The sequence below is a fragment of the Streptomyces sp. NPDC021224 genome (genome assembly GCF_044332905.1).
Lineage (GTDB): Bacteria > Actinomycetota > Actinomycetes > Streptomycetales > Streptomycetaceae > Actinacidiphila.
Genome location: NZ_JBIRPW010000001.1, coordinates 286859 through 307104 on the forward strand (window position 1 = coordinate 286859; position 20246 = coordinate 307104).

Below are 20246 nucleotides of genomic sequence, written 5' to 3' on the forward strand. Positions count from 1 at the left end.
CATCGCGCAGCGCTGTGAACGGTGACCCGAATGAGCGTGGAGCTACCGCAGAAACGTCTGGGGCGTGAGTTCCGGTCTCGTATCCACGGGAATGGGGCAGCACTTCCGTATTTGCCCCCCGGTGAATCCGAGCGGACGTTCGGATGGACGCGACGGTACGTCAAGTCACCGTGATCTTGGTGCAATTGGGACGTAAAGCATGCTTGTGGGGTAGGAGGGACTCCGTTTGTCACGGCGGAGTGCGGATTGCCGCCGCGACGTCGCCGCTGCGACAGCGGCATGCGAATCGTTACGAAAGCGTTCCGGTTTCCCCGCGGGTCCACTCCCCCGCCGTCACGGCGGTGAGGGCCCCGTCCCGTACGGAGAGCGTTCCGCCCTCCCGGACGAGGCCGGCCGCGCCCGTGAACGCCTCGGTGCGCAGCCGCAGTCCGGTCGGGTCGGGCCCTTCCAGCGTGGCCATCGGCCACCGCTCCCCGCCGCCCCCGGCAGGCGGGACGGCCAGATGGACCAGCAGCTGACCCCGGTCCTCGCGGCTTTCCCCGGGCGGGTGCCCGGACACGTACGACACCGCGCGCAGCATCCCCCCGGGCGGGATCGGTGCGGGCACGGGCGGTGCCGGGGCGGGGTCCGGCAGCAGGCCGGGCACGTCCGGGCGGTGCGGCACCATCTCCAGCGCCTCCCGGAAGACGGGTACCAGCTCCGGGCCGCCGCGCCGGAACCACTCCTGGAGCAGCTCGCGGTAGGCCGCCTCCCGGCGCCGGAACGAGAAGTGCGTGCCCGCCGCGATCACGTCCGCGCCCGCACCCGCGAAGGTGCGGTGCAGCGCGGCGAGCGGCGGCTCGTGCGCGGCATCGGAGAAGCGCACCCGGCGGACGACGACCATGGCCCAGCGCATGACCGCCGCGGCGGTGTCGGTGTCCCGGGCAACGATGACGTACGGGGGACGGCGGGCCCGCCTGCGGTCCCGCGGCACACGCCGCGGCAGCGTGGCGTCGGCGCGGCGGCCGGAGGGGGACAGGTGCCAGCGGACGTCGTCGATGAAGAGGTCCGCGCCCGCCGCGCGCAGCACCCCGCGTGAGCCGAGCCCGACGCGCCAACCACCCTCCCACGCGCGCACGGAGAGGCTGCGGGCGTCGGTGATGTCGATGTCGATCGTGCCGACGTCCGTGAGGTGGACGGTCAGTTCGGCCTGGGCGCCGGGGACGGCGCCCGGCGCGGGGAAGCGGCGCGCGACGCGTACCCGCAGGCGGGCGTCGAGCCGTTCACCGGCGCGTTCGGCGCCGAAGGCGCGCAGCTCGACCGCGTCCAGGTCGTAGTCGCCGGGCAGGCCGTCGGCCAGAGCGGGGGTGAGCCGGCCCCGGGGAGGGCTCACCCGGCCGTCGTACTCGCGCTCGGGGCCGCCGTCGTAGGGTGCCTGCCGCGGCAGCCCTACCGGGATCGCGAGCCCGGCCGCGGCCGCGCACTCCCGGATCCACGCCTGCCGTTCCGTGCCGAGATCGGCCATCCACCGCAGGGCCGTCCGCGCGTGGAACTCCCGTGTCCAGGGCGTCGCCGACTCGGCGGCGCGGAAGAAGGGCAGGGTGTTGTTGTCCCAGATGTCGGCGGTACCGGCGAGCAGTCCGCGGTTGTAGCGGCGGGCGTCGGCGCACTCGCCGACGATCTCCCACGAGCGGTCGGCCAGCGCCCCGAGCACCGCGAGTGCGGACCCCTCGCGGGAGGCGGCGGGCCCGGGAGCAGTCATGCGGCGATGGTGCCACGGAGTCCGCGGCTCCGCGCCCGCCCCGCTCGCCCTTCGCTCAGCCCACCCCCGCCCGCGCCCCCGCCCGGCGGGCGGAGTAGCGGGCACGCGCCTCGTCCACCGTCAACGTCACGTGCTCAAGCGGCGGTTGGGCCGTGAAGTGCTCGCGCAGGACGTGCCCGCAGGTCGGGGCGATGGACGTGGTGAACGGGACGGCGAGCGAGGGGCGGGCGGTCAGCCGCATCGCCCGGCGCAGCAGCGGACGGCCGAGCCGTACGGCGGCGGTGGTCCGGCGCGGACGGGGGAAGCCGGTGACGCGCCAGAACCACTCCGGCATCGTCGCCAGGGTCAGCGCGGCCGTGACCCGCGACACCGCGCCGAGCCGGGGCCCGACGCTGCGCAGCGGCGGGTGGAGCAGGTAGCGCATGCCGTCGTTGGCGCGCTCCGACGTGCACAACGCGGGCCGCAACCCGGCGTAGTACGCGGCGACTTCGGCGCGCGAGCGGGGCACGTCGGCGGGCGCGCAGGTCTGCAGCCCGGCGGCGGTCGCGCACTCCGCCCAGTACCGGCGGTCCTCGGCGTGGCTCAACCGGCCCGGCCCGTACGCCTCGTAGCACGTCTGCATCGACTCCCACGCGACGATGTGCACCCACAGCTGCGAGGCGGGGCTGTTCGCGCTGTAGCGGCGGCCGGTCACCGGGTCGGTGCCGGTGACGCGGGTGTGCACACGGGTGACGGTCTCGGCGGTGCGCACGGCGGTACGGGCGTCGCCGAGCGCGACGGTGAGCAGGTAGCCGAAGGTCTGGTCGAAGCGGCCGTGCGGGTTGCGGTACATGCCGCCGCTGTCGGCGGCGGCCGCGGCGAGCAGCGGGTCGAGGTGCTCCAGGACGATGGCGCGCTGGAAGCCGACGAGGGAGGTCGGCGCGGCCCACACCTTCCAGCTGACCGACTCCGGCCCGAACAGGCCGTGGTCCAGGGTCCGCAGAGGTGCGCGCTGTACGGGGTGCATGGGGCGCTCCGGGCTCGGGTCGGAAGGGGAGGGGGTCACCGCGCGGCCTCGCCGGGCACCGACCTCGCCGCATCGCCCTCCGCGTCGGCGTAGTGCGTCCAGAACTGGTTGCGGAAGGTCGACTCCGGGTCCAGCTTGGCCTTCCAGCGGAAGAAGTCGTCGACGGCCGGGTACGCGCGGCGCAGTTGCTCCCCCGTGGCGTAGCGGTGGTAGCTGAGGTAGTACGTGCCGCGCACGGCGAGGGCGCAGTCCAGCAGCGCGCGCATCACGTGCACGGTGCGGGCGATGGCGGCCTCGTCGAGCGGCTGGCGGAAGTAGACGACGGCGGCGACACGGTCCTCGGTCGCGTACGACAGGAAGGCGTCGGTGTTGCGGGGCACGAAACGCAGCGTCGTGTTGAGCAGCTGGAACCTTTCGGCACGCAGCACCGTCCGTCCCGCGTCGAGGAATTCGGTGATGCGGTGCGCGGGCAGGAAGAACTCCTGGAGCCAGTAGCCGGACCGTTTCCGCGGGATGCTCAGCGCCTGGATCGACTCCTTGGCGACGTTGTTGCGCCGCACGGTCTCCATCCGCGCCCGGTGCTGCACCTCCCACCCGAAGCGGCGCTCGCGCATCCACGAGCTGTAGGTGCAGCCGAGGAAGAGCCCGCGCTGCTTGAGCAGATCGACGCGGCCGAGCGGCTCGCTGCGCACGGGTTCCCGGCTGCGCCCGCCCGGGGTGAGGCGGTAGTCGACGCACAGCAGTTTCTCCCACAGCTCGGACGGGGTGACGGCGAGCCGCGCGTAATGGAAATGCACGGGGCTTGCCGCCGGTTCCGCGGTGGCGGCGGCGGTGACCTCGCGGAGCGTCCGCGGATATTCGCCGGTCGGCATCACCGCTACGCGCGACTTGCGGTATTCGTGGTTCTCGGTGAGTTCGATCGTGACGTCCAGCAGGACACCGACCAGGCCGAGCCCGCCGAGGACCAGACGGAAGACGTCCGGCTCGCGCTCCCGGTCGGCGGTGACGATCTCGCCGTCGGCGAGCATGACGCGCAGGCTCACCACGGTCGCGGCGAGCACGCCGGTGTCGATGTTGCGGCCGTGCGCGTTGATGCTCACCGAGCCGCCGACGGTGAAGACCCCGTAGCTCTGCGTCACGCGCGGCGACAGGCCCAGCGGGTCGAGCGCCTCGCGCAGCGCGTCCCACGTCACCCCCGCCTGGACGCGCGCGGTGCGGGCCGCGACGTCGATGTCGATGATGCGGTCCAGGGCTCGGGTGTCGATCTGCACGGCCCCGTCGGCGATGTTCAGACCGCCCTGGTTCCAGCCGCCGCCGCGGACGCACACCCCCGTACCGGCCCCGCGGGCGCGGACGAGCACGTCACGCACCTCGCGGGCGTCGCGCGGGCGGGCCAGCCCGGCGGCCTCGGCGGCGTACGTACGGCTGCCGTCGGTGATCAGCGTGCTCATGGTGGCAGGACTCCCGGAACGTGTCGGCGTGATCGGAACGGCCGAAAGGGGCGGCCGAAACGGGGTGGTTGCGGTGTGCGCTGGCAGGTGGTGCGGAACGCGGCGGCCGGAGGCCGCGGCGGCGCGGAGGGCGCGGTGGCGCCGCGGAACGTTCGGCCGCGCTGAATTCGGGCCGCCGTCGCCGCTGTCGAGCACAGTCAACCGCAATTGACCCCGGGCAACCGGGGTATTTCGGGTACGACGTCCCCAATTCACTCAACTGCCGGACGCACCGCCACAATTTGGTCGGTATCGTCCGCCGGGAGCGAGCGGAAAACCACGACCCGGTCCGGTGCGGCGCGGTTCCGGCCCCACCGGGTCTCGACCCGACCAGTAGGACAGGACGATCAGGTGGACGCATTGCGCAGCGCGATCAGCAGGAACGACGGGACGGACGAGCGCACGGCCGGACGGGCGGGCGGCGCGGCCCGCCCCCTCCGGACACCGGCCGCGAGCGCCGACTGCGTCGTGCCCTTCCGGGCGGGCGACGGCACGGCGCTCGGTCTGATCAACGTCCGCGGGCCGCACGCCCCCACCCGCGGCCCCGTCCTGCTCGTGCACGGCGCCGGGGTGCGCGCCGCGACCTTCCGGCCGCCCACCGGGCACACGATCGTCGACGCGCTGCTCGCCGCCGGATTCGACGTGTGGCTGGAGAACTGGCGGGCCAGCGTGGACCGGCCGCCGGCGCCCTGGACGCTCGACGACGCGGCCGCGTACGACCACCCGGCGGCGGTCGCCGCGGTCCTGCGGCACACCGGCGCCGACCGGCTGCCGGTCGTCGCGCACTGCCAGGGCTCCACGAGCTTCGTCATGGCGCTGATCGCCGGGCTGGTGCCGCAGGTCGACACGTTCGTCTCCAGCGCGGTGTCGCTGCACCCCGTCGTACCGCGCGCGGCCGCCCGCAAACTGCGCTGGCTCACCCCGGCCTTCGGCGCCTTCTCCCGCTACGTCGACGCCCAGTGGGGCAACGGCCCGCGCGGACTCGTCCCCCGCCTGACCTGCGCCGCGGCGGGCGCGCTGCACCGCGAGTGCGACAACGGGGTGTGCCGCATGGCCAGTTTCATGTTCGGCGCGGGCCATCCCACGCTGTGGCGGCACGAGAACCTGGACGCGGCCACGCACGAGTGGCTGCGCGACGAGTTCGGCTGGGCGCCCGTCGACTTCTTCCGGCAGATCGACCGCTGCGTTCGCCGCGGCAGCCTCGTCTCCGTCACCGCAAACCCGCTGCTGCCCGCGGACTTCGCCGCCGCCGACCCCCGTACCGACGCCCGCTGCGTCTTCCTGACCGGCGCGGCCAACGCCTGCTTCGACCCGGTGAGCCAGATCCGCAGCCACGAGCACTTCACCGCGCGGCGCCCGCGCGAGGCGCACACCCTGCACCTCCTGGAGGGCTACGGGCACCAGGACGTCTTCATCGGCAAGGACGCCGCCCGCGACGTCTTCCCGCTCGTCGTCGCCGAACTCACCGGCCGGGCACCCGTCCCCGCCCCTCAGGCGGCCGCCCGCGCGCGGGGCGGGGCGAACGTCCCCACGTAGGGCAGCCCGCTCAGCTCCCGGACGGACTCCATCACCGCAGCGGTGAACTCCCGCGCAGTACGCGGCACGGAGCCGTCCGGGACGGGCGGCGGGAGCAGCGGGGCGCCGAAACGGATCCGCACCGCGCCGCGCTCCCACGCCGGAAGGCGGCGGCCGATGGGCTGCACCCGGTCGGTGCCCGTGATGCCGACCGGCACCACCGGCACCCCCGCGGCCATCGCCAGATGCGCCACACCCGTCCGGCCGCGGTAGAGGCGGCCGTCCGGCGAGCGCGTGCCCTCCGGGTAGACGCACACCAGGCCGCCGCCGTGCAGCACCGGAAGCGCCGCCGCCAGCGCCGCCAACGCCTCGCGCCCGCCCGCCCGTTGCACCGGGATGGCGCCCAGCCCGCGCATCAGCAGCCGCATCCCCGCGCCGCTCGCACCCGTCCCGGTGAAGTACTCCTCCTTGGCCCAGAACGTCATCCGCCGCGGCACCGCGGACATCAGGAAGTACTCGTCGCACACCGACAGGTGGTTGGCCGCGACGATCGCGCCTGTGGCGCGCGGGACATGGTGCGCGCCGCTGATGTCGAGATCCCACAGCGCGCGCAGCGGACGGCTGCCCAGCAGCCGGAAGGTGTCGTAGAGGTAGGCCATGGCGCCTCGTCTACCGGGACGCCCGGCCACCGGCCCGCCCGACGCCCGGCGTTCCGGGCGGAATTCACCGCTTTGCCACAGTGCGTCGCCATCGGGCGGGGCCCGCGGCGCGGCTTGACTGAGCTACGGGTTCCCTCGCCGCGGCCGTCCCCGCCGCGGACCGGACACGCCAGGAGGCACAGGTGGAAAAACGTATCCGCGTCGTCGTGACCGGACTCGGTGCGACGACCCCGGTCGGCGGCGACAGCACCGCCTTCTGGCAGTCCCTGCTGGCCGGCACCTCCGGGGTGCGGGCGCTGACCCAGCCCTGGGCCGACGAACTCCCCGTACGCATCGCCGCACCCGCCGCGTGCGAGCCCACGCAGGTGCTGGACCGGGTCGAGGCCCGGCGGCTCGACCGCTCCGCGCAGTTCGCGCTCGTCGCCGCACGCGAGGCCTGGGCCGACGCGGGGCTGGCCGGGGCCGCCGTCGAACCACGGCGGCTCGCCACCGTCGTCAGCTCCGCCGTCGGCGGCTGGCACACCCTGCTGGGCAGTTGGGACGCCATGACCGCGGGCGGCGCCCGCGCGGTACCGCCCCTCACCATCCCCAAACTCATGCCCAACGCGGCAAGTGCGCGCATCAGCATGGAATTCGGCGCGCACGGCGGCAGCCACGCCGCCGTCAGCGCGTGCGCCAGCGGGGCCGACGCGATCGCCTGGGCCTGCGACCTCATCCGCGGCGGCCGCGCCGACGTCGTCCTCGCCGGCGGCTGCGAAGCCGTCGTCCACCCGCTCGCGTTCGCGGCGTTCGCCGCGATGCGGGCGATGTCGCGGCGCAACGCCGAACCCGAGGCCGCGTCCCGGCCGTTCGACGCCGACCGCGACGGATTCGTCCTCGGCGAGGGCGCGGGCGTCCTCGTCCTGGAGTCCGCCGCGCACGCCGCGCGGCGCGGCGCCCGCGCCTACGCGGAGATCGCCGGATACGGCACCTCCGCCGACGCCCACCACCTCGCGCAGCCCGACCCCGCCGGGCGCGGGGTCGCCGAGGCGCTCGCCGCCGCGCTCGGCGACGCGGACGCCTCGCCGTACGACGTCGCGCACGTCGGTGCGCACGCGACGGGCACGCCCGTGGGCGACCTCGCCGAGGCCCGCGCGCTCGCCCGCGTCCTCGGGCCCGCCGCGGTGCGGCATGCCGCGGTCACCGCGACGAAGTCCATGACCGGGCACATGCTCGGGGCGTCCGGCGCCGTCCAGACGATCGCGGCGGTGCTCGCCCTCCACGAGCGTCTGGCACCACCCGTCCTCAACCTCGACGCGGTCGACGCGGAGGTGCTGGCGCTGGGCCTGGACGTCATCCGGGACAAGCCCCGCGAACTCCCCTTCGACGGGCCGCTCACCGCGCTGAGCAACTCGTTCGGGTTCGGGGGGCACAACACGGTGCTTGTGCTGCGCTCGGTGTGAGCGCTCCGTTTCTGCTTGTTGCGGTTCGTCGTGCGACCTTCCCTTTGTGGGGGGCTGAGCGCGCAGTTCTCCCCCAGAGCTTCGCCTGGGGGGTGCCCCCCCCGCGCCCCTTGCGCGGCGCGCCGGTGGGCGGGTCGGGTGCCGCCACGGGGCACCTCCTCGGAATGCGCCTTCACCCTCCTACGTAGGAGCTGAGCCCCTCCCAGCGCATTCCTGCGGGGGCACCCCGCACCGTCCCCCTCCAGCCGGTTCAGCGGCTGGCCGCCGGTGGGGGTGAGTGTCTTTGGGCACGGCTGCGCGGGACAGCACCCGTTTTTCCGGGGCCCTGGGGCACGGGCGCGTGGGAGAGCACCCGTTTTTAGGGGCGCGGGGAACTGCGCGACAAGCCCCCACCGGGCGGACGGCGAACTGCCGCCGCAAGAGGCAGCCCGGGGGGCCCAGTTGGGTGAGGGGGAGGGAGAACGCCGGTGGCGGCGGGACAAAGAGGGGGTCGGGCCGGTAGGAAGCGTCAAGTGCGTACGTTTTGCCACCTCGTGGGTGGAATCCGATGACCGAGCTCCACGCGGCAGCGAGCCGCACCGCGACGCCGCCGGGACGCGTGCGGCCCGGGAAGCCCGAGCCCCGCCGCGTGCGGGCCCGGCGGCCGTGGCTCACGGTCGTGCTGGCCGTGCTGTGCGCGGCCTTCGCGGCGGCGGGGTCGTACGACCTCAAGGACCATCTGTCGTTGGGGGGTTACATCGCGGACAACGCGGAGGCGGGCGCCGCCGATCAGTGGCTGGACGCGCATTTCGGTGCGGGGGAGCCGCAATTGCTGCTGCTGGCGCGGGCGGGGAGCGGGACCGTGGACGCGCCGGGGGCCGCCGCGGAGGGGCGGCGGATCGTGGCGGGGCTGGCGGCGTCGCCGGATGTGACGGCGGTGCACGCGTACTGGAACTCGCCGACGGACGAGCTGCGTTCGGCCGATCGGCGCGAGGCGCTGCTGACCGTGCGGCTGCGCGGTGACGACACGCAGGCCACGTACGCGTCGGAGCGGCTGGTGAAGGAGTTCGCGGGGCGGCACGGGCCGCTGACGCTCACCGCGGCGGGGCCGGGTCCGACGCGGACCGAGATCGTCGCGCAGACGCGGCACGACGTGGAGCGGGCGGAGTTCCTGGGCGGGCCGCTGACGCTGCTGATCCTGGTGGTGGCGCTGGGCTCGCTGGTGGCGGGGCTGCTGCCGGTCGCGGTGGGCGGTGTGGCGGTGGCGGGCGCGCTGCTGGTCCTGCGGGTGTATGCCGCGTTCGCGCCGGTGTCGATCCTGACGGTGAACCTCACGACGTCGCTGGGCTTCGGGCTCGCGGTGGACTACTGCCTGCTGATCGTGAGCCGGTACCGGGAGGAGTGCGGGCCGGGCCGTTCGCGGGAGGAGGCGGTGGCGGCGGCGGTGCGGACGGCGGGCCGCACGGTGGTGTTCTCGGCGCTGACGGTCGCGTCGTGCGCGGCGGCCCTGCTGCTGGTGCCGCTGTACTTCCTGTCCTCGATGGCGGTGGCGGTCATCGCGGTGACGCTGCTGGCGGCGCTGTGCGCGGTCGTGCTGCTGCCCGCGCTGCTGCTGCTGGCGGGGGGCGCGCTGGAGCGCCTGGACCCGTTCGGGCCGCTGCGCCGACGGCTGGCGGCGCGGTGCGGGAGCCCGTGGCACCGTGTCGCGCACACGGTGATGCGGCGCCCGCTGCTGTGGCTCGCGGCGGTGGGTGTGCTGCTGGTCGCGCTCGCGGCGCCCGCGCTGGGGGCGCGGGTGACGATCAGCGACGAGCGGGTACTCGCCCCCGACTCCCCCGTGCAGCAGGCCTCGCACCGGGTGGACGCGGCCTTCGACGCGCGCGTGCTGCGGCCGGTGCGGCTGGTGCTGCCGGGCGGGCCGGGGCGGTCCGACGCGCGCTATCTCGCGGACGTCTCCGAGCTGCCGGGTGTGGTGAGCGTGACGGGTCCCACGGGCGTGCTGGTGCACGGGCGGGTGGTGGACGACGACGTGGCGACCGCGCGCCGCCACACCGCGCCGGGCGGCGCGTACGCGGAGATCGTGACGGCGGGCGCGTACGACTCGGAGCAGGCGCAGCAGTTGGTGCGGACGCTGCGGGCGGAGCGGCCCGACCCGCGGGTGATGGTGGGCGGATTCGCGGCGAGCGTCGCGGACACGAAGGACGCGATCACGTCGCGGCTGCCGTGGGTGCTGGGGATCGTCGGGGCGTGCCTGGCGTTCTTCCTCTTCCTCTTCACCGGCAGCGTGGTGGTGCCGGTGAAGGCGCTCGCGATGTCCGCGCTGAGCCTGGCGGCGACGCTGGGGGTCCTGGTGTGGGTCTTCCAGGACGGCCATCTGCGGGGTGTGCTGGGCGACTTCACGGTGGACGGGCGGCTGGAGATCTCCACGCCGGTGCTCGCGGGCGTCATCGTCTTCGTGCTGACCGTCGACTACGAGGTCTTCCTGCTGTCGCGGGTGCAGGAGGAGTACCGCGCGTCCGGCGACATGCGCGCGGCGGTCGCGCACGGGCTGAGCCGCACCGGGGGTCTGCTGACGTCCGCGGCTCTGGTGCTGTCGGTGCTCATGGCCATGATGGCCGCCTCGCGCATCGAGGTGACCAAGCTCTTCGGCGTGGGTGTCGCGTTCGCGCTGGTGCTGGACGCGGTGGTGATCCGCGCGCTGCTCGTGCCCGCCGTCATGAAGCTGGCCGGGCGCGCCAACTGGTGGGCGCCGAAGGCGCTTTCGCGCGCCCATGCCCGGCTCGGCGTCCGTCCCTGATCCCCGTTCCCGTGTCCCAACGAAGTGAGGCGTTTCCCGTGCCGTCCGTGTCCGACATCGCGCCGCAGCACGTCCGGGTGCTCCACGAGCTGGAGCCGGTCGTCGAGGCGAACCTGCACCGTCATCTGGCGCTGGCGAAGGAGTGGTTCCCGCACGCGTACGTGCCCTGGTCGCAGGGCGCCGACTTCGACGGGCCGCTCGGCGGGCGGGCGTGGGAGCCCGCGGACTCCGCGCTGCCGGGCGCGGCCCGTACCGCGCTGATCGTCAACCTGCTCACCGAGGACAACCTGCCCAGCTACCACCGGCAGATCGCCACGCTGTTCGGCCGGGACGGCGCGTGGGGCACCTGGGTCGGCCGCTGGACGGCGGAGGAGGCCCGGCACGGCACCGCGATCCGGGACTACCTGCTCACCACCCGGGGGGTGGACCCGTGCGCGCTGGAACGTTCCCGCATGGTCCACATGACGCAGGGCTTCAGCTCCCCGCACGAGGACGACCCCGTGCACGCCATCGCCTACGTCGCCCTCCAGGAGCTGGCCACCCGCATCTCGCACCGCAACACCGGCCGGATCAGCGGCGATCCGCGCTGCGAGGCGCTGCTCACGCGCATCGCGGCCGACGAGAACCTGCACATGGTCTTCTACCGCAACCTGCTCGGCGCGCTGCTGGAGACCGCGCCGGAGGCGGCGGTGTGCGGGCTGCGCGACGTCGTCACGGACTTCCGGATGCCGGGCCACGGCATCGACAACTTTGCCCGCCAGGCACGGGAGTTGGCCTACGCAGGGGTCTACGACCTGCGCATCCACCGCGACGAGGTGCTGCTGCCGCTGCTGCGCCACACCGGCGTCCTGCACCTGCCGGGCCTCACCGGCGGCGCCGCCCGCGCCCAGCAGGAGCTGGGCGCGCACCTGGAGCGGCTCGACGCCCTGGCCGCCCGCTTCGAGAGCCGCCGGGCGGCGGTCCTGGCCGCGGCGGCGCCCGCCTGAGGCGCCGCCGCGGGGCCCGGTCCGTCAGAGGAACTGCCACAGGTGGTCGGCCGTCCCGTTGTCGTCGTACTGCACGACATGCGCGCTGTTGGCCGTCGACATCAGGTCCACGCCCATGACCTTGCCGGAGTTCTGGTTGCGGATGCGGAACCAGCCGTCACCGTTGTCCACGAACTGCCACAGGTGGTCGGCCGTCCCGTTGTCGTCGAACTGCACCACATGCGCGCTGTTCGCCGTGGACATCAGATCGACGCCCAACACCTTGCCGGAGTTCTGGTTGCGGATCCGGAACCAGCCGTCACCGTTGTCCACCAGCTGCCACAGGTGGTCGGCGGTCCCGTTGTCGTCGAACTGCACCACATGCGCGCTGTTCGCCGTGGACATCAGGTCCACGCCCATGACCTTGCCCGAGTTCTTGTTGCGGATCCGGCGGTACGGGGCGGGGGCGCTCCACTGCCGGCCGGTCGGCGAGGCGGTGGGGAAGGCGGAGATGCGCAGCCGGGCGGCGCCCATCGGGACGAGTGTGACCGTCTCGACGGCCGCGGTGGAGCGTGCGGGCGAGTCCTGGAGCGGGGTGACGACGTGCTGGGAGTCGGCCTGCCATTCGGCGATCCGGCGGGCGGGCACGGTGACGCGGACCGGGCTGGTCGCCGGGGTGAACGGGTCGGCGGGCAGGGCGCCGCCGCTGCGGCTGAAGCCCGCGCTCCCGGAGTCGAGGGCGAGCCCGTAGTTCCAGGCCGCGGTGGCGTGCACCTCGTACTGCGGGAACTGCGAACTGCCGCCGGTCTGGACGTAGTTCTCGCCCAGGTTGAGGGAGTACGTGAGCGGCCCGTGGTCGACGGCGGTGGCACCGTGGTTGCCGGGCCAGGTCCGTACGGTCGTGGCCTGCGGCAGGGTGAGGACGACCGTGTCGCCGTTGTTCCAGGTGCGGTTGGCCACGGTGAACGCCGGGCCCTTGGGGGCGCTCACGGCCGCGCCCGCGACCGTGAGGCGGGGGCTTGCGCACCAGCCGGGGATCCGCAGGTAGAGCGGGAAGGCCAGCGGGCGGGGGGTGTTGACGGTCAGTGTCACCGTCTCGGCGAACGGGTAGTCGGTGGTCTCGGTGACGGTGACGGACGTGCCGTCGGCGACCTTCGCGGTCACCTTGCTGGGCGCGTACATCACCGCGGCGAGCCCCAGATCCGGGGTCGCGGCCCACAGCTCCTCGGTGAAGTAGGGCCAGCCCATTCCGTAGTTGTGCGGGCAGCAGCGGTAGTTGTCGACGCCCGCCATGTAGGCCTGCATCGCGAAGCCGTTCTGGAACTGCCCCTGCGTCTTCGCGGTGTTGTCGAGATCGACACTGTTGGCGCTGGTGATGTAGTGGATCGCCTTGCCGGAGGGGTCGAGGGCGGCGGGCAGCGAGTTGAAGGCGAGGTCCTCGCAGCGGTCGGCCCACACCGGGTCGCCGGTGATCCGGGTCAGCAGCTGGTGGCTGGCCATGAACTCGACGATCCCGCACGTCTCGAAGCCCTGCCGCGGGTCGCCGAAGCCCGGCCGGGCGTTCTCGTCGCCCGCGAACCCGCCGCCGGGGAACTGCCCGTAGGCCGTCATCACCGAGGTGTAGTTCTGGTACGCGGCCTGCGTGAGGGTGCCGGACGGCGAGCGCAGCGCGTACTGGGCGGGCTCGCGGAAACCCTGGGCGACGTTGACGTTGTGCAGCGTCGGCAGGTTGTTCACCCAGTTCGCGCCGCCCGCGTGGATCTTGTCGGCGAGGTCGAGCAGGAAGGCGTCGCCGGTACGGTTGTAGAGCCAGAAGACGCTGTCCAGGCCGTCGCCCCAGCGCACCGACACCCAGCTCTGGTTGAAGGCGCCGGGCCCCTGGGCGTTCATGTAGCGGAAGAACGCGGTCAGCAGCGGCACGATGCGGCTGTCGCCGCTGTACTCCTGCCAGTTGCGCAGCGCCCAGGTCAGCGGGAGGAAGGGCCAGAAGTCGGGGCCGCCGCCGAGCGAGGTGCGCAGCGACGTCGGGCCGAAGAGGCCGTCGGCCTGGGCCGTCGCGACGATGGCGTCCACCCAGCGGCGCACGGCCGCGAGCGCGGTCGCGTCACCGGTGAGGATCGCCAGGTCGGTGTAGCCGCGCAGCCAGTACGGCACCTCCTCCCAGCCGACCTTCTCCGGGTGCACCCAGCCGGTGCCGTCCATATTCAGGAAGTGCGAGGTCGCGGCGTACTGGCCGCACAGCCCGGCGAGTTGCTGCTGGAGCCGCCCCGCGAGCCAGCCGCCCGCCGTGACGGCCCCGGGCGGCAGCCGCAGGAACGCGGTCGGCGCCAGCGGGGAGCGGCTGGGCGCGTACAGGCCGCCGGGGGCGGGGGCGACGCGGGCCGAGGCACGACCCGGCACCCCTCCCCCGGCGGCGGCTCGGGCGGGCGCCGCGGCCACCAGGGGCAGCGCGGCCCCCGCGGAGGCGGCGGCCGTGGTCGCGGCGGCGAGGAACGTACGGCGGTTCAGGGGCATGGGGGGTGGCCTCCTGTGCTGCTTGCTCTTCCAACGTTGCAAATCCCGCTGTCGCTCAGCATGAGAGCACGGCCTCGCGGCCCTGTCCAGAGGCGGCACACAAGTAGGCTTTTGCCTCTCGCGTTACACAACAATCCCTGCGGTGGGCGGGGATGGAGCCGATACGGAAAGCCGCTGGCCGTCGGCGGTGCGGTGCGGCCTGCGGGGTCTCCAACGTTGTAAACAGTGAGCAGTGGTTGACGCCCAAGGCTAATGTCATTAGCCTCCCGGCTATGGTTGTTAAGAAGTCACTGACACCGGCCGCCGTGGTCGACGTGGCGCTCGGCATCGTGGACGAGCACGGGCCGGACGGCCTCACGCTCGCCGCCGTGGCGCACGGCTGCGGGGTCGCCACACCGTCGCTCTACAAGCACGTGGCGAGCCTCGGCGAACTGAGGACGCTCGTCGGAGCACGGGTGCTGGAGGAGGTGACCGACCTGATCGCGACCACCGTCCTGGGCACCGGCGGCGACGAGGCGGTCACCGGCCTGATGCGCGCCTACCGCGCGTACGCCGCCGCGCACCCGAAGCGGTACGCCGCACTGCCGATGGACCCGCTGCACGACCCGATCCAGGAGGCGGCCGGCACGAAGCTCGTCGGCGTCATGTACGCCACGCTGCGCGGCTACGGGCTCGAAGGCCCGGCGGCCGTGCACGCGACCCGGCGCCTGCGGGTGCTCGTGCACGGCTTCGCGTCCCTCCAGACCGGGGGCGGCTTCGGCCTGCCGGAAGACCTCGACGACACCTACGACCAGCTCATCCAGATGTATCTGGCCAGCCTGAGGAGCACATCATGAGGATCCCGCTGTCCGTCGCGGGCGTGCTGTTCCTGCTCTACCCCGCCCTCCGCCCGTGGAAGGACGAGTCCACCGCCTCGGGCGCGGCCGCCGCGATGGGCTCCACCGCGTGGGTCGTCGCCCACCTGTGCGCGATGATCGGGTTCATCGTGGTGGCGATCGCGCTGCTGTCGGTCGACCGCACGGCGGCGATCGTGTTCTGGATCGGCGCCGGACTGACCCTCCCGTACTACGGCGCAGAGGACTTCGGCCTGCACGCGATGGCCGGCCAGTCGAACGTCCTGCACCTGGCCGAGGACGTGCGCTACAACCCGTTCGCGATGACGGTGTTCGGACTCGGGCTGCTGACCATGGCGGCAGCCGCGATCCTCGTCGCGGTCCGGCTGCGCACGGTGCCGTCGATCCTGTTCGCGGTCGGGTTCGGCCTGTTCCTCCCGCAGTTCTTCGGCCCGCCCGCGCTGCGGATCGCGCACGGCGTGCTGCTCGCCGCCGCCTGCGGGTGGCTGGCCTGGGACGCCAAGCGCGTCCAGCCCGCGCCGGCGGCGGCCTGACGCGAACCCTTCGCCTCGCGCGCCCCTGGCTGCGGCCGGTGGCGCGCGCAGGCCGTACGGGCGCCCGGGTCGCGGCCCTCGCGCTGCTCACCGCCGCGGAGCCCGCGGTCCGGACCGCCGCGGCGACCACGGCGGCGTACTGCCTCCGCCACGAAGCGCCCGGCCACGACAGGGCCGCGCTCGTCCAGACCGTCACGGAAACGGCCGCCGTCTCGCCCGGCCCTGCGGAGCGGGCGGCCGTCGCCCGGCTGCTCGTCCTGCTGGATGAGCCTCCGGACCGGTTCCTGAACGACCCGCACCCCGGAGTCCGCGCCTGCGCGGCCCTGGCACCGGGCCTCGCGCACGACCCGCGCGCCACGAAGGCCCTGGTCACCGCGCTGAAAGACCCCCTGGAAGCCGACCGGTGGTTCGACCGCCACCTGCCCGGCCAGGAAGGGCGGCTCCACTTCGACCTCGCCCTCACCCTCGCCGACCGCGCGCGACCTCGACGAGGTCCTGCCCGCCGCGCTGGGCCTCGCCGCGCTGTCCTCCACCCTTGCCCACCGCGACGTCCTCACCCCGTTCGTCACGCTGGCCCTCCCGGAACCCCTCACCGGGCACACTGTCCTGACACCGGCCCGACGCAGCTTCCTGGCAGCCCTCCTGGCCCACCGGAACGCGCCCTTCGACGAGGCGCTCTGCCGCCGTCTGCTGGACGGATAGGGCGCGCCCGCGGGCGCTTCCGCGTCGTACTGTGACCGGGCCCGGACGTCACTCGCATCGTTTCGTGGCCCAACTGTCCCTATGCTGTGGCCGGTTCAGGAGACGACAGTGGAGGCGGGCCCCGGTGGCGGCGCAGGCCGCCGGGCGGGGGACGCGGAACGGGGAGCGGGGGTTTTCCATGCCCGGCAGGGTGAGCGGCGGACACGGGGACGAGGGCGTGACGGGCGGCGCCGCCGGCGCGGACGGCGCTTCCGGGGCGGACGGCTCCGAGGGCACGGTCAAGCCGCTCGCCGCCGGGGACCCGCGCCGGATCGGCCCCTACCGGGTGCTCGGGGTGCTCGGGTCCGGCGGGATGGGGCGGGTGTTCCTCGCCCGCTCCGAGGGCGGCCGGGCGGTCGCGGTGAAGGTCGTGCACGAGGAGTACGCCGCCGACACCCGCTTCCGGGCCCGTTTCCGCCGGGAGATCGCCGCCGCCCGGAAGGTCGGCGAACGCCACACCGCACCCGTCCTCGACGCCGACCCCGACGCCGACCCCCCGTGGGTGGCCACCGGTTACGTCCCCGGCCTGTCCCTGGAGCAGGTGGTACGCCTGCACGGCCCGCTGCCCGCGTCCACCGTCCACGCGCTCGCCGACGGCATGCTGCGCGCCCTCAAGGACATCCACGCGGCGGGCATCGTGCACCGCGACCTCAAACCGTCCAACGTCATGCTCACCGTCGAGGGCGTGCGCGTCATCGACTTCGGCATCGCGCGCGCCGTGCAGCCCGCCGTCGAATCCCTGCTCACCAGCACGGGCATGGTCATCGGCTCGCCCGGCTTCATGGCACCCGAGCAGATCACCGGCGACGGGGCCCGCCCCGCGAGCGACGTCTTCGCCCTCGGCTGCATGCTCGCCTACGCGGCGAGCGGGCGGCTGCCCTTCGCGCACGGCGCGACCAACCAGCACGCCGTGATGTACCGGATCGTGCAGGCCGAACCCGACCTCGACGCCGTCACGGACGAGCCGTTGCGCGCGCTGATCGCCCGCTGCCTGACCAAGGACCCCGAACACCGCCCCAGCGTGGCGGAGTTGCTGTCCGGCCCGGAACGCCCCGGGCCCGCCGCCGCGTCCGGCGACTGGCTCCCCGCCCCCGTGGTCGTCCGGCTGGCCCGGCTCTCGGCGGGCCTGCTCGCGATCGAGTCGGGGACGGAGCCCGCCGCGGGGAGGAGCCGCGAGACGGTGCAACTGCGCGCGCAGAAGCCGACGGTGGCGGCGACGGCGGTGTCCTCGACGCCCCCGACCCCGGCACCGACCCCGACACCGGCACCGGCTCCGCCCGAGCCCGAACGGCGGGCCCGCAAGCGGTCCTGGCTCATCGCCGTGACCGTGGTGCCCGTCGTGGTCGCGGGCGGTACCACCGCGCTGGTCCTCCTCCCCGGCGACGGCGGCGCCCCCCGCGCCGCCGCCACCGGCACCCCCACCGCGCCCCCGTCCGCCTCCAACTCCCCCTCCCCCGCGGGCGTCTCCCCCTCCGGCACGGTGACCCCCGGCGCCTCGGCGTCCGCCACCTCGCCGGGAACGCCCACCCCGGCCCCCGGCAAGAACGGCAGGAACGGCCAGGACGGAAAGAACGGCGCCCCCGCCACCAACCCCGGAACGGGCCCCACCCGTTCGTCCTCCGGCGGCGCCACCGGCTCCACGTCCGGCTCCGGCGGCTCGTCCGGGGGCACGTCGAGCAAACCCCCCTCGAGCAAGCCGTCGTCGAGCGCCGTCCCGACCGTCTTCCTCGGCACCTGGAACGTCCCCTCCTCGAACAGCTTCGGCAACGACCCGCAGAAACTCGTCATCTCCCGCGCCGCGATCGGCCAGAACGCCGTCCGCTACTCCTGGGACGTCTACGGCATGGGCCACTGCGAGTACACCGCCCGCCTCGACTCCGTCTCCGCGGGCGGCAAGCAGTTCCGCGTCACGTCCGGCACCATCGACACGGCCCACTCCGGCGCGTACTGCAACGACGTGGCCGCCTCCACCTTCGTCTCCGACAGCGCGGGCACCGTCCGCCGCATCTACTCCACGTCCAACCCGAACGGGACCACGTACAACAAGTCCTAGTCAGGGGCCCGCCAGCGCCTGAACCTCTCCGTACGGCACGGGAGTTGCGGCCTGCGGCAGGCCGTCGCGGACGGCGGTCGCCGCCGACAGCGCCGCGGACAGGGCCGTGCGGTACAGAAGGGAACCCAGGCTGATCCGGCGGACGCCGAGACCCGCCAGTTCGGCGACGCCGGGACCGCCCGGGGTGTGGAGGACGTTCAGCGGGACGGTGAGGGTCGCCGTCAGGGCGGCGATGGCCGCGGGATCGGTCAGGCCGGGGACGAACACCCCGTCCGCGCCCGCCTGTTCGTACCGCGCGAGCCGGGTGGCCGTCTCCTCCGCACGGCCGCCGAGCCAGTACGTGTCCGTGCGGGCGTTCACGAACAGTCCCGGCACGGCCTCGCGCACCGCGGCGACCTTGGCCGCGTGCAGCCCGGCCGGGGCGAGGGAGCCGTCGGCGCGGCCGTCCTCCAGGTTCACACCCGCGGCCCCCGCCTCGTACAGCCGCGCCGCCAGCTCCGCCACCTCCCGCGGATCGTCGCTGAAACCCCCCTCCGCGTCGACGCTGAACAGAAAACCGCCCCGCCCCAGGCTGCGCGCCAGCGCCACGGTCTCCTCGGCCGTCGCCCCGGCGCCGTCCGGCAGACCCGCGGCCGCCGCCACCCCCAGACTCGTCGTCCCGACCGCCCGGAAACCGTGCCGTGCGAGCAGGGCCGCCGACGCGTGGTCCCAGGCGTTGGGCAGGAGCAGCGGTGCCGCCTCGTCGTGCAACCGCGCGAACGGCGAGCGCGGACGGCCCAGCAGACCCTCCGCCAGCGCCAGCGCGTGCGCCCGGCCCGGACACGCACGCGGCGGCGCACCGAACGTCAGCGGTACGGGGTGGGTCCGGTGCGCCGCCGCGAGATCGAGCAGGACGGTGTCGCCCGCGGCGACGTCCCGGCCCGCGACCCGCGTCGCCCGCGCCGCCACCCGGCGCATCTCCGTGACCGGCGGGGTCTCGCGCAGCACCCTCGCCAGCGGGGCGGTGCCCGCCGCCGTCACGAGGGCGGCCGTCGCCGCACCCGCCTGCACGAGGACGCCGATGCGGTTGGCCGCCGCCTCCAGGGCCGCGTCGTCCGCCGGGTCCGCCCCGAGCAGCCCCACCAGGCGGGTCACCGCCCCGTCCGCGGCCGCCTCCGCGGCGGCGTCCGCCGCACCGAAGTAGGGCCCCGACACCACGCAGACCGCTTCCGCGACGGCGTCCGGCTCCGCCAGGCCCATCGCCCCGGCGAGCGTCCGGACGACCCGGTGCGCGGTCGGCACGTCGGGGGCGTCCCCCGAGCTCTCCGCTGCGCGGCGCAGAGCCGCCGGGTCCAGCCGCGCGAGCTCCGCCTCCACCAGGGCCCGCCGCCGGCGGTGCGGCTCCCCCGAACTGAACCGCGCGACCGCGGCACGCAGCCACGCCACACTCCTCCCCTGGGGCCCGCCCCCCGCGGCCCCCACCGGAACGAGCGCGGGATCCGCGAGAGCGGCGGTGATCGCTGCGTGGGCTTCCAGCACGTGCGTCGTGGGCGTCATGGGCCGACGCTAGGACCCCCACACTTCGGTGGACGCCGAACCGTCCCCCGCGCCCCCTTGCGCGATGGGGTGCCTGTTGCGGTAGGCGTCGCGATCGTCCGCCCGGTGGGGGCTTGTCGCTCCGTTCTCCCCCAGAGCTTCGCGTGGGGGTACCCCCACGCAGCCCCTAGCTGATTGCCACTTGCGGTGGCAGCTCCCCTTCCCCCCGGTGGGGGCTGAGCGCGCAGTTCTCCGCGCCCCTGAAAAACGGGGACTCTCTCCCGCAGGTGCGCCCCAGAGACGCTCACCCCCACCGGCTGGCAGCCGCTGAACCGGCCTGGAGGGGGACGGTGCGGGGTGCCCCCGCAGGAATGCGCTGGCAGTGGCTCACCGACCAGGTAGGAGGGCGAAGGCGCATTCCGAGGAGGTACCCCGTGGCGGC

At 74.3% G+C, this 20246-nt stretch carries 13 protein-coding genes; 7 read left to right on the forward strand and 6 right to left on the reverse strand.

What is annotated here, in order from left to right:
• Positions 1-289: 289 nt before the first annotated feature.
• From ACH4PY_RS01205 to ACH4PY_RS01215, 3 genes are read right to left on the reverse strand one after another with little or no spacing between them, the layout of a single operon-like run.
• Positions 290-1741, reverse strand: coding sequence for a hypothetical protein (locus tag ACH4PY_RS01205; protein WP_398174375.1), 1452 nt, complete (start codon positions 1739-1741; stop codon positions 290-292).
• A 55-nt stretch (positions 1742-1796) separates the two neighbouring features.
• Entirely contained in the window at positions 1797-2747 is a 951-nt protein-coding gene (locus ACH4PY_RS01210; RefSeq protein WP_398174378.1) for an oxygenase MpaB family protein, read from the reverse strand.
• A gap of 35 nt (positions 2748-2782) precedes the next feature.
• Positions 2783-4198 (reverse strand): FAD-dependent oxidoreductase, encoded by a 1416-nt coding sequence (locus ACH4PY_RS01215; RefSeq protein ID WP_398174381.1) that lies wholly within the window; start codon positions 4196-4198, stop codon positions 2783-2785.
• 390 nt (positions 4199-4588) lie between these two features.
• Between ACH4PY_RS01215 and ACH4PY_RS01220 the strand changes: the two genes are divergently transcribed.
• On the forward strand, positions 4589-5773 hold the full coding sequence (locus tag ACH4PY_RS01220; protein ID WP_398174384.1) for an alpha/beta fold hydrolase: 1185 nt from the start codon (positions 4589-4591) through the stop codon (positions 5771-5773).
• Here ACH4PY_RS01220 and ACH4PY_RS01225 read toward each other — a convergent pair.
• Complete coding sequence (locus ACH4PY_RS01225; protein ID WP_398174387.1) at positions 5728-6411, reverse strand: lysophospholipid acyltransferase family protein; 684 nt, start codon at positions 6409-6411, stop codon at positions 5728-5730. The genes ACH4PY_RS01220 and ACH4PY_RS01225 overlap by 46 nt on opposite strands.
• A 182-nt stretch (positions 6412-6593) precedes the next feature.
• Here ACH4PY_RS01225 and ACH4PY_RS01230 point away from each other — a divergent pair, with 182 nt between their 5' ends.
• The 3 genes from ACH4PY_RS01230 (at position 6594) to ACH4PY_RS01240 (ending at position 11615) form a co-directional block, all read left to right on the forward strand.
• Complete coding sequence (locus tag ACH4PY_RS01230) at positions 6594-7853, forward strand: beta-ketoacyl-[acyl-carrier-protein] synthase family protein (RefSeq protein ID WP_398174390.1); 1260 nt, start codon at positions 6594-6596, stop codon at positions 7851-7853.
• Positions 7854-8400: 547 nt separating this feature from the next.
• Entirely contained in the window at positions 8401-10629 is a 2229-nt protein-coding gene (locus ACH4PY_RS01235) for an MMPL family transporter (RefSeq protein WP_398174393.1), read from the forward strand.
• 47 nt (positions 10630-10676) lie between these two features.
• Positions 10677-11615, forward strand: coding sequence for an acyl-ACP desaturase (locus ACH4PY_RS01240; RefSeq protein ID WP_398174396.1), 939 nt, complete (start codon positions 10677-10679; stop codon positions 11613-11615).
• Positions 11616-11639: 24 nt separating this feature from the next.
• Here the strand turns inward: ACH4PY_RS01240 and ACH4PY_RS01245 are convergent, their stop codons facing one another.
• On the reverse strand, positions 11640-14108 hold the full coding sequence (locus ACH4PY_RS01245; protein ID WP_398174399.1) for a beta-L-arabinofuranosidase domain-containing protein: 2469 nt from the start codon (positions 14106-14108) through the stop codon (positions 11640-11642).
• Positions 14109-14380: 272 nt separating this feature from the next.
• On the opposite strand from ACH4PY_RS01245, the gene ACH4PY_RS01250 reads away from it, so the two are divergent.
• From ACH4PY_RS01250 to ACH4PY_RS01260, 3 genes are all read left to right on the forward strand, one after another.
• Complete coding sequence (locus tag ACH4PY_RS01250; protein WP_398174402.1) at positions 14381-14944, forward strand: TetR/AcrR family transcriptional regulator; 564 nt, start codon at positions 14381-14383, stop codon at positions 14942-14944.
• Positions 14941-15495, forward strand: coding sequence for a hypothetical protein (locus ACH4PY_RS01255; protein ID WP_398174405.1), 555 nt, complete (start codon positions 14941-14943; stop codon positions 15493-15495). Before ACH4PY_RS01250 ends, ACH4PY_RS01255 begins: the two co-directional genes overlap by 4 nt.
• A gap of 880 nt (positions 15496-16375) precedes the next feature.
• A complete protein-coding gene (locus ACH4PY_RS01260) occupies positions 16376-18289 on the forward strand; it encodes a serine/threonine-protein kinase (protein ID WP_398174408.1) in 1914 nt (637 codons plus the stop codon).
• Here the strand turns inward: ACH4PY_RS01260 and ACH4PY_RS01265 are convergent, their stop codons facing one another.
• Positions 18290-19825, reverse strand: a complete 1536-nt coding sequence (locus ACH4PY_RS01265; protein WP_398174411.1) for an isocitrate lyase/phosphoenolpyruvate mutase family protein — start codon at positions 19823-19825, stop codon at positions 18290-18292.
• Positions 19826-20246 lie beyond the last annotated feature (421 nt).

Coding starts and splice junctions, on each gene's coding strand:
- ACH4PY_RS01265 (WP_398174411.1), bottom strand. CDS start 19,825: ATGACGCCCACGACGCACGTGCTGGAAGCCCACGCAGCGATCACCGCC.
- ACH4PY_RS01235 (WP_398174393.1), top strand. CDS start 8,401: ATGACCGAGCTCCACGCGGCAGCGAGCCGCACCGCGACGCCGCCGGGA.
- ACH4PY_RS01250 (WP_398174402.1), top strand. CDS start 14,381: ATGGTTGTTAAGAAGTCACTGACACCGGCCGCCGTGGTCGACGTGGCG.
- ACH4PY_RS01260 (WP_398174408.1), top strand. CDS start 16,376: ATGCCCGGCAGGGTGAGCGGCGGACACGGGGACGAGGGCGTGACGGGC.
- ACH4PY_RS01255 (WP_398174405.1), top strand. CDS start 14,941: ATGAGGATCCCGCTGTCCGTCGCGGGCGTGCTGTTCCTGCTCTACCCC.
- ACH4PY_RS01210 (WP_398174378.1), bottom strand. CDS start 2,747: ATGCACCCCGTACAGCGCGCACCTCTGCGGACCCTGGACCACGGCCTG.
- ACH4PY_RS01215 (WP_398174381.1), bottom strand. CDS start 4,198: ATGAGCACGCTGATCACCGACGGCAGCCGTACGTACGCCGCCGAGGCC.
- ACH4PY_RS01245 (WP_398174399.1), bottom strand. CDS start 14,108: ATGCCCCTGAACCGCCGTACGTTCCTCGCCGCCGCGACCACGGCCGCC.
- ACH4PY_RS01225 (WP_398174387.1), bottom strand. CDS start 6,411: ATGGCCTACCTCTACGACACCTTCCGGCTGCTGGGCAGCCGTCCGCTG.
- ACH4PY_RS01205 (WP_398174375.1), bottom strand. CDS start 1,741: ATGACTGCTCCCGGGCCCGCCGCCTCCCGCGAGGGGTCCGCACTCGCG.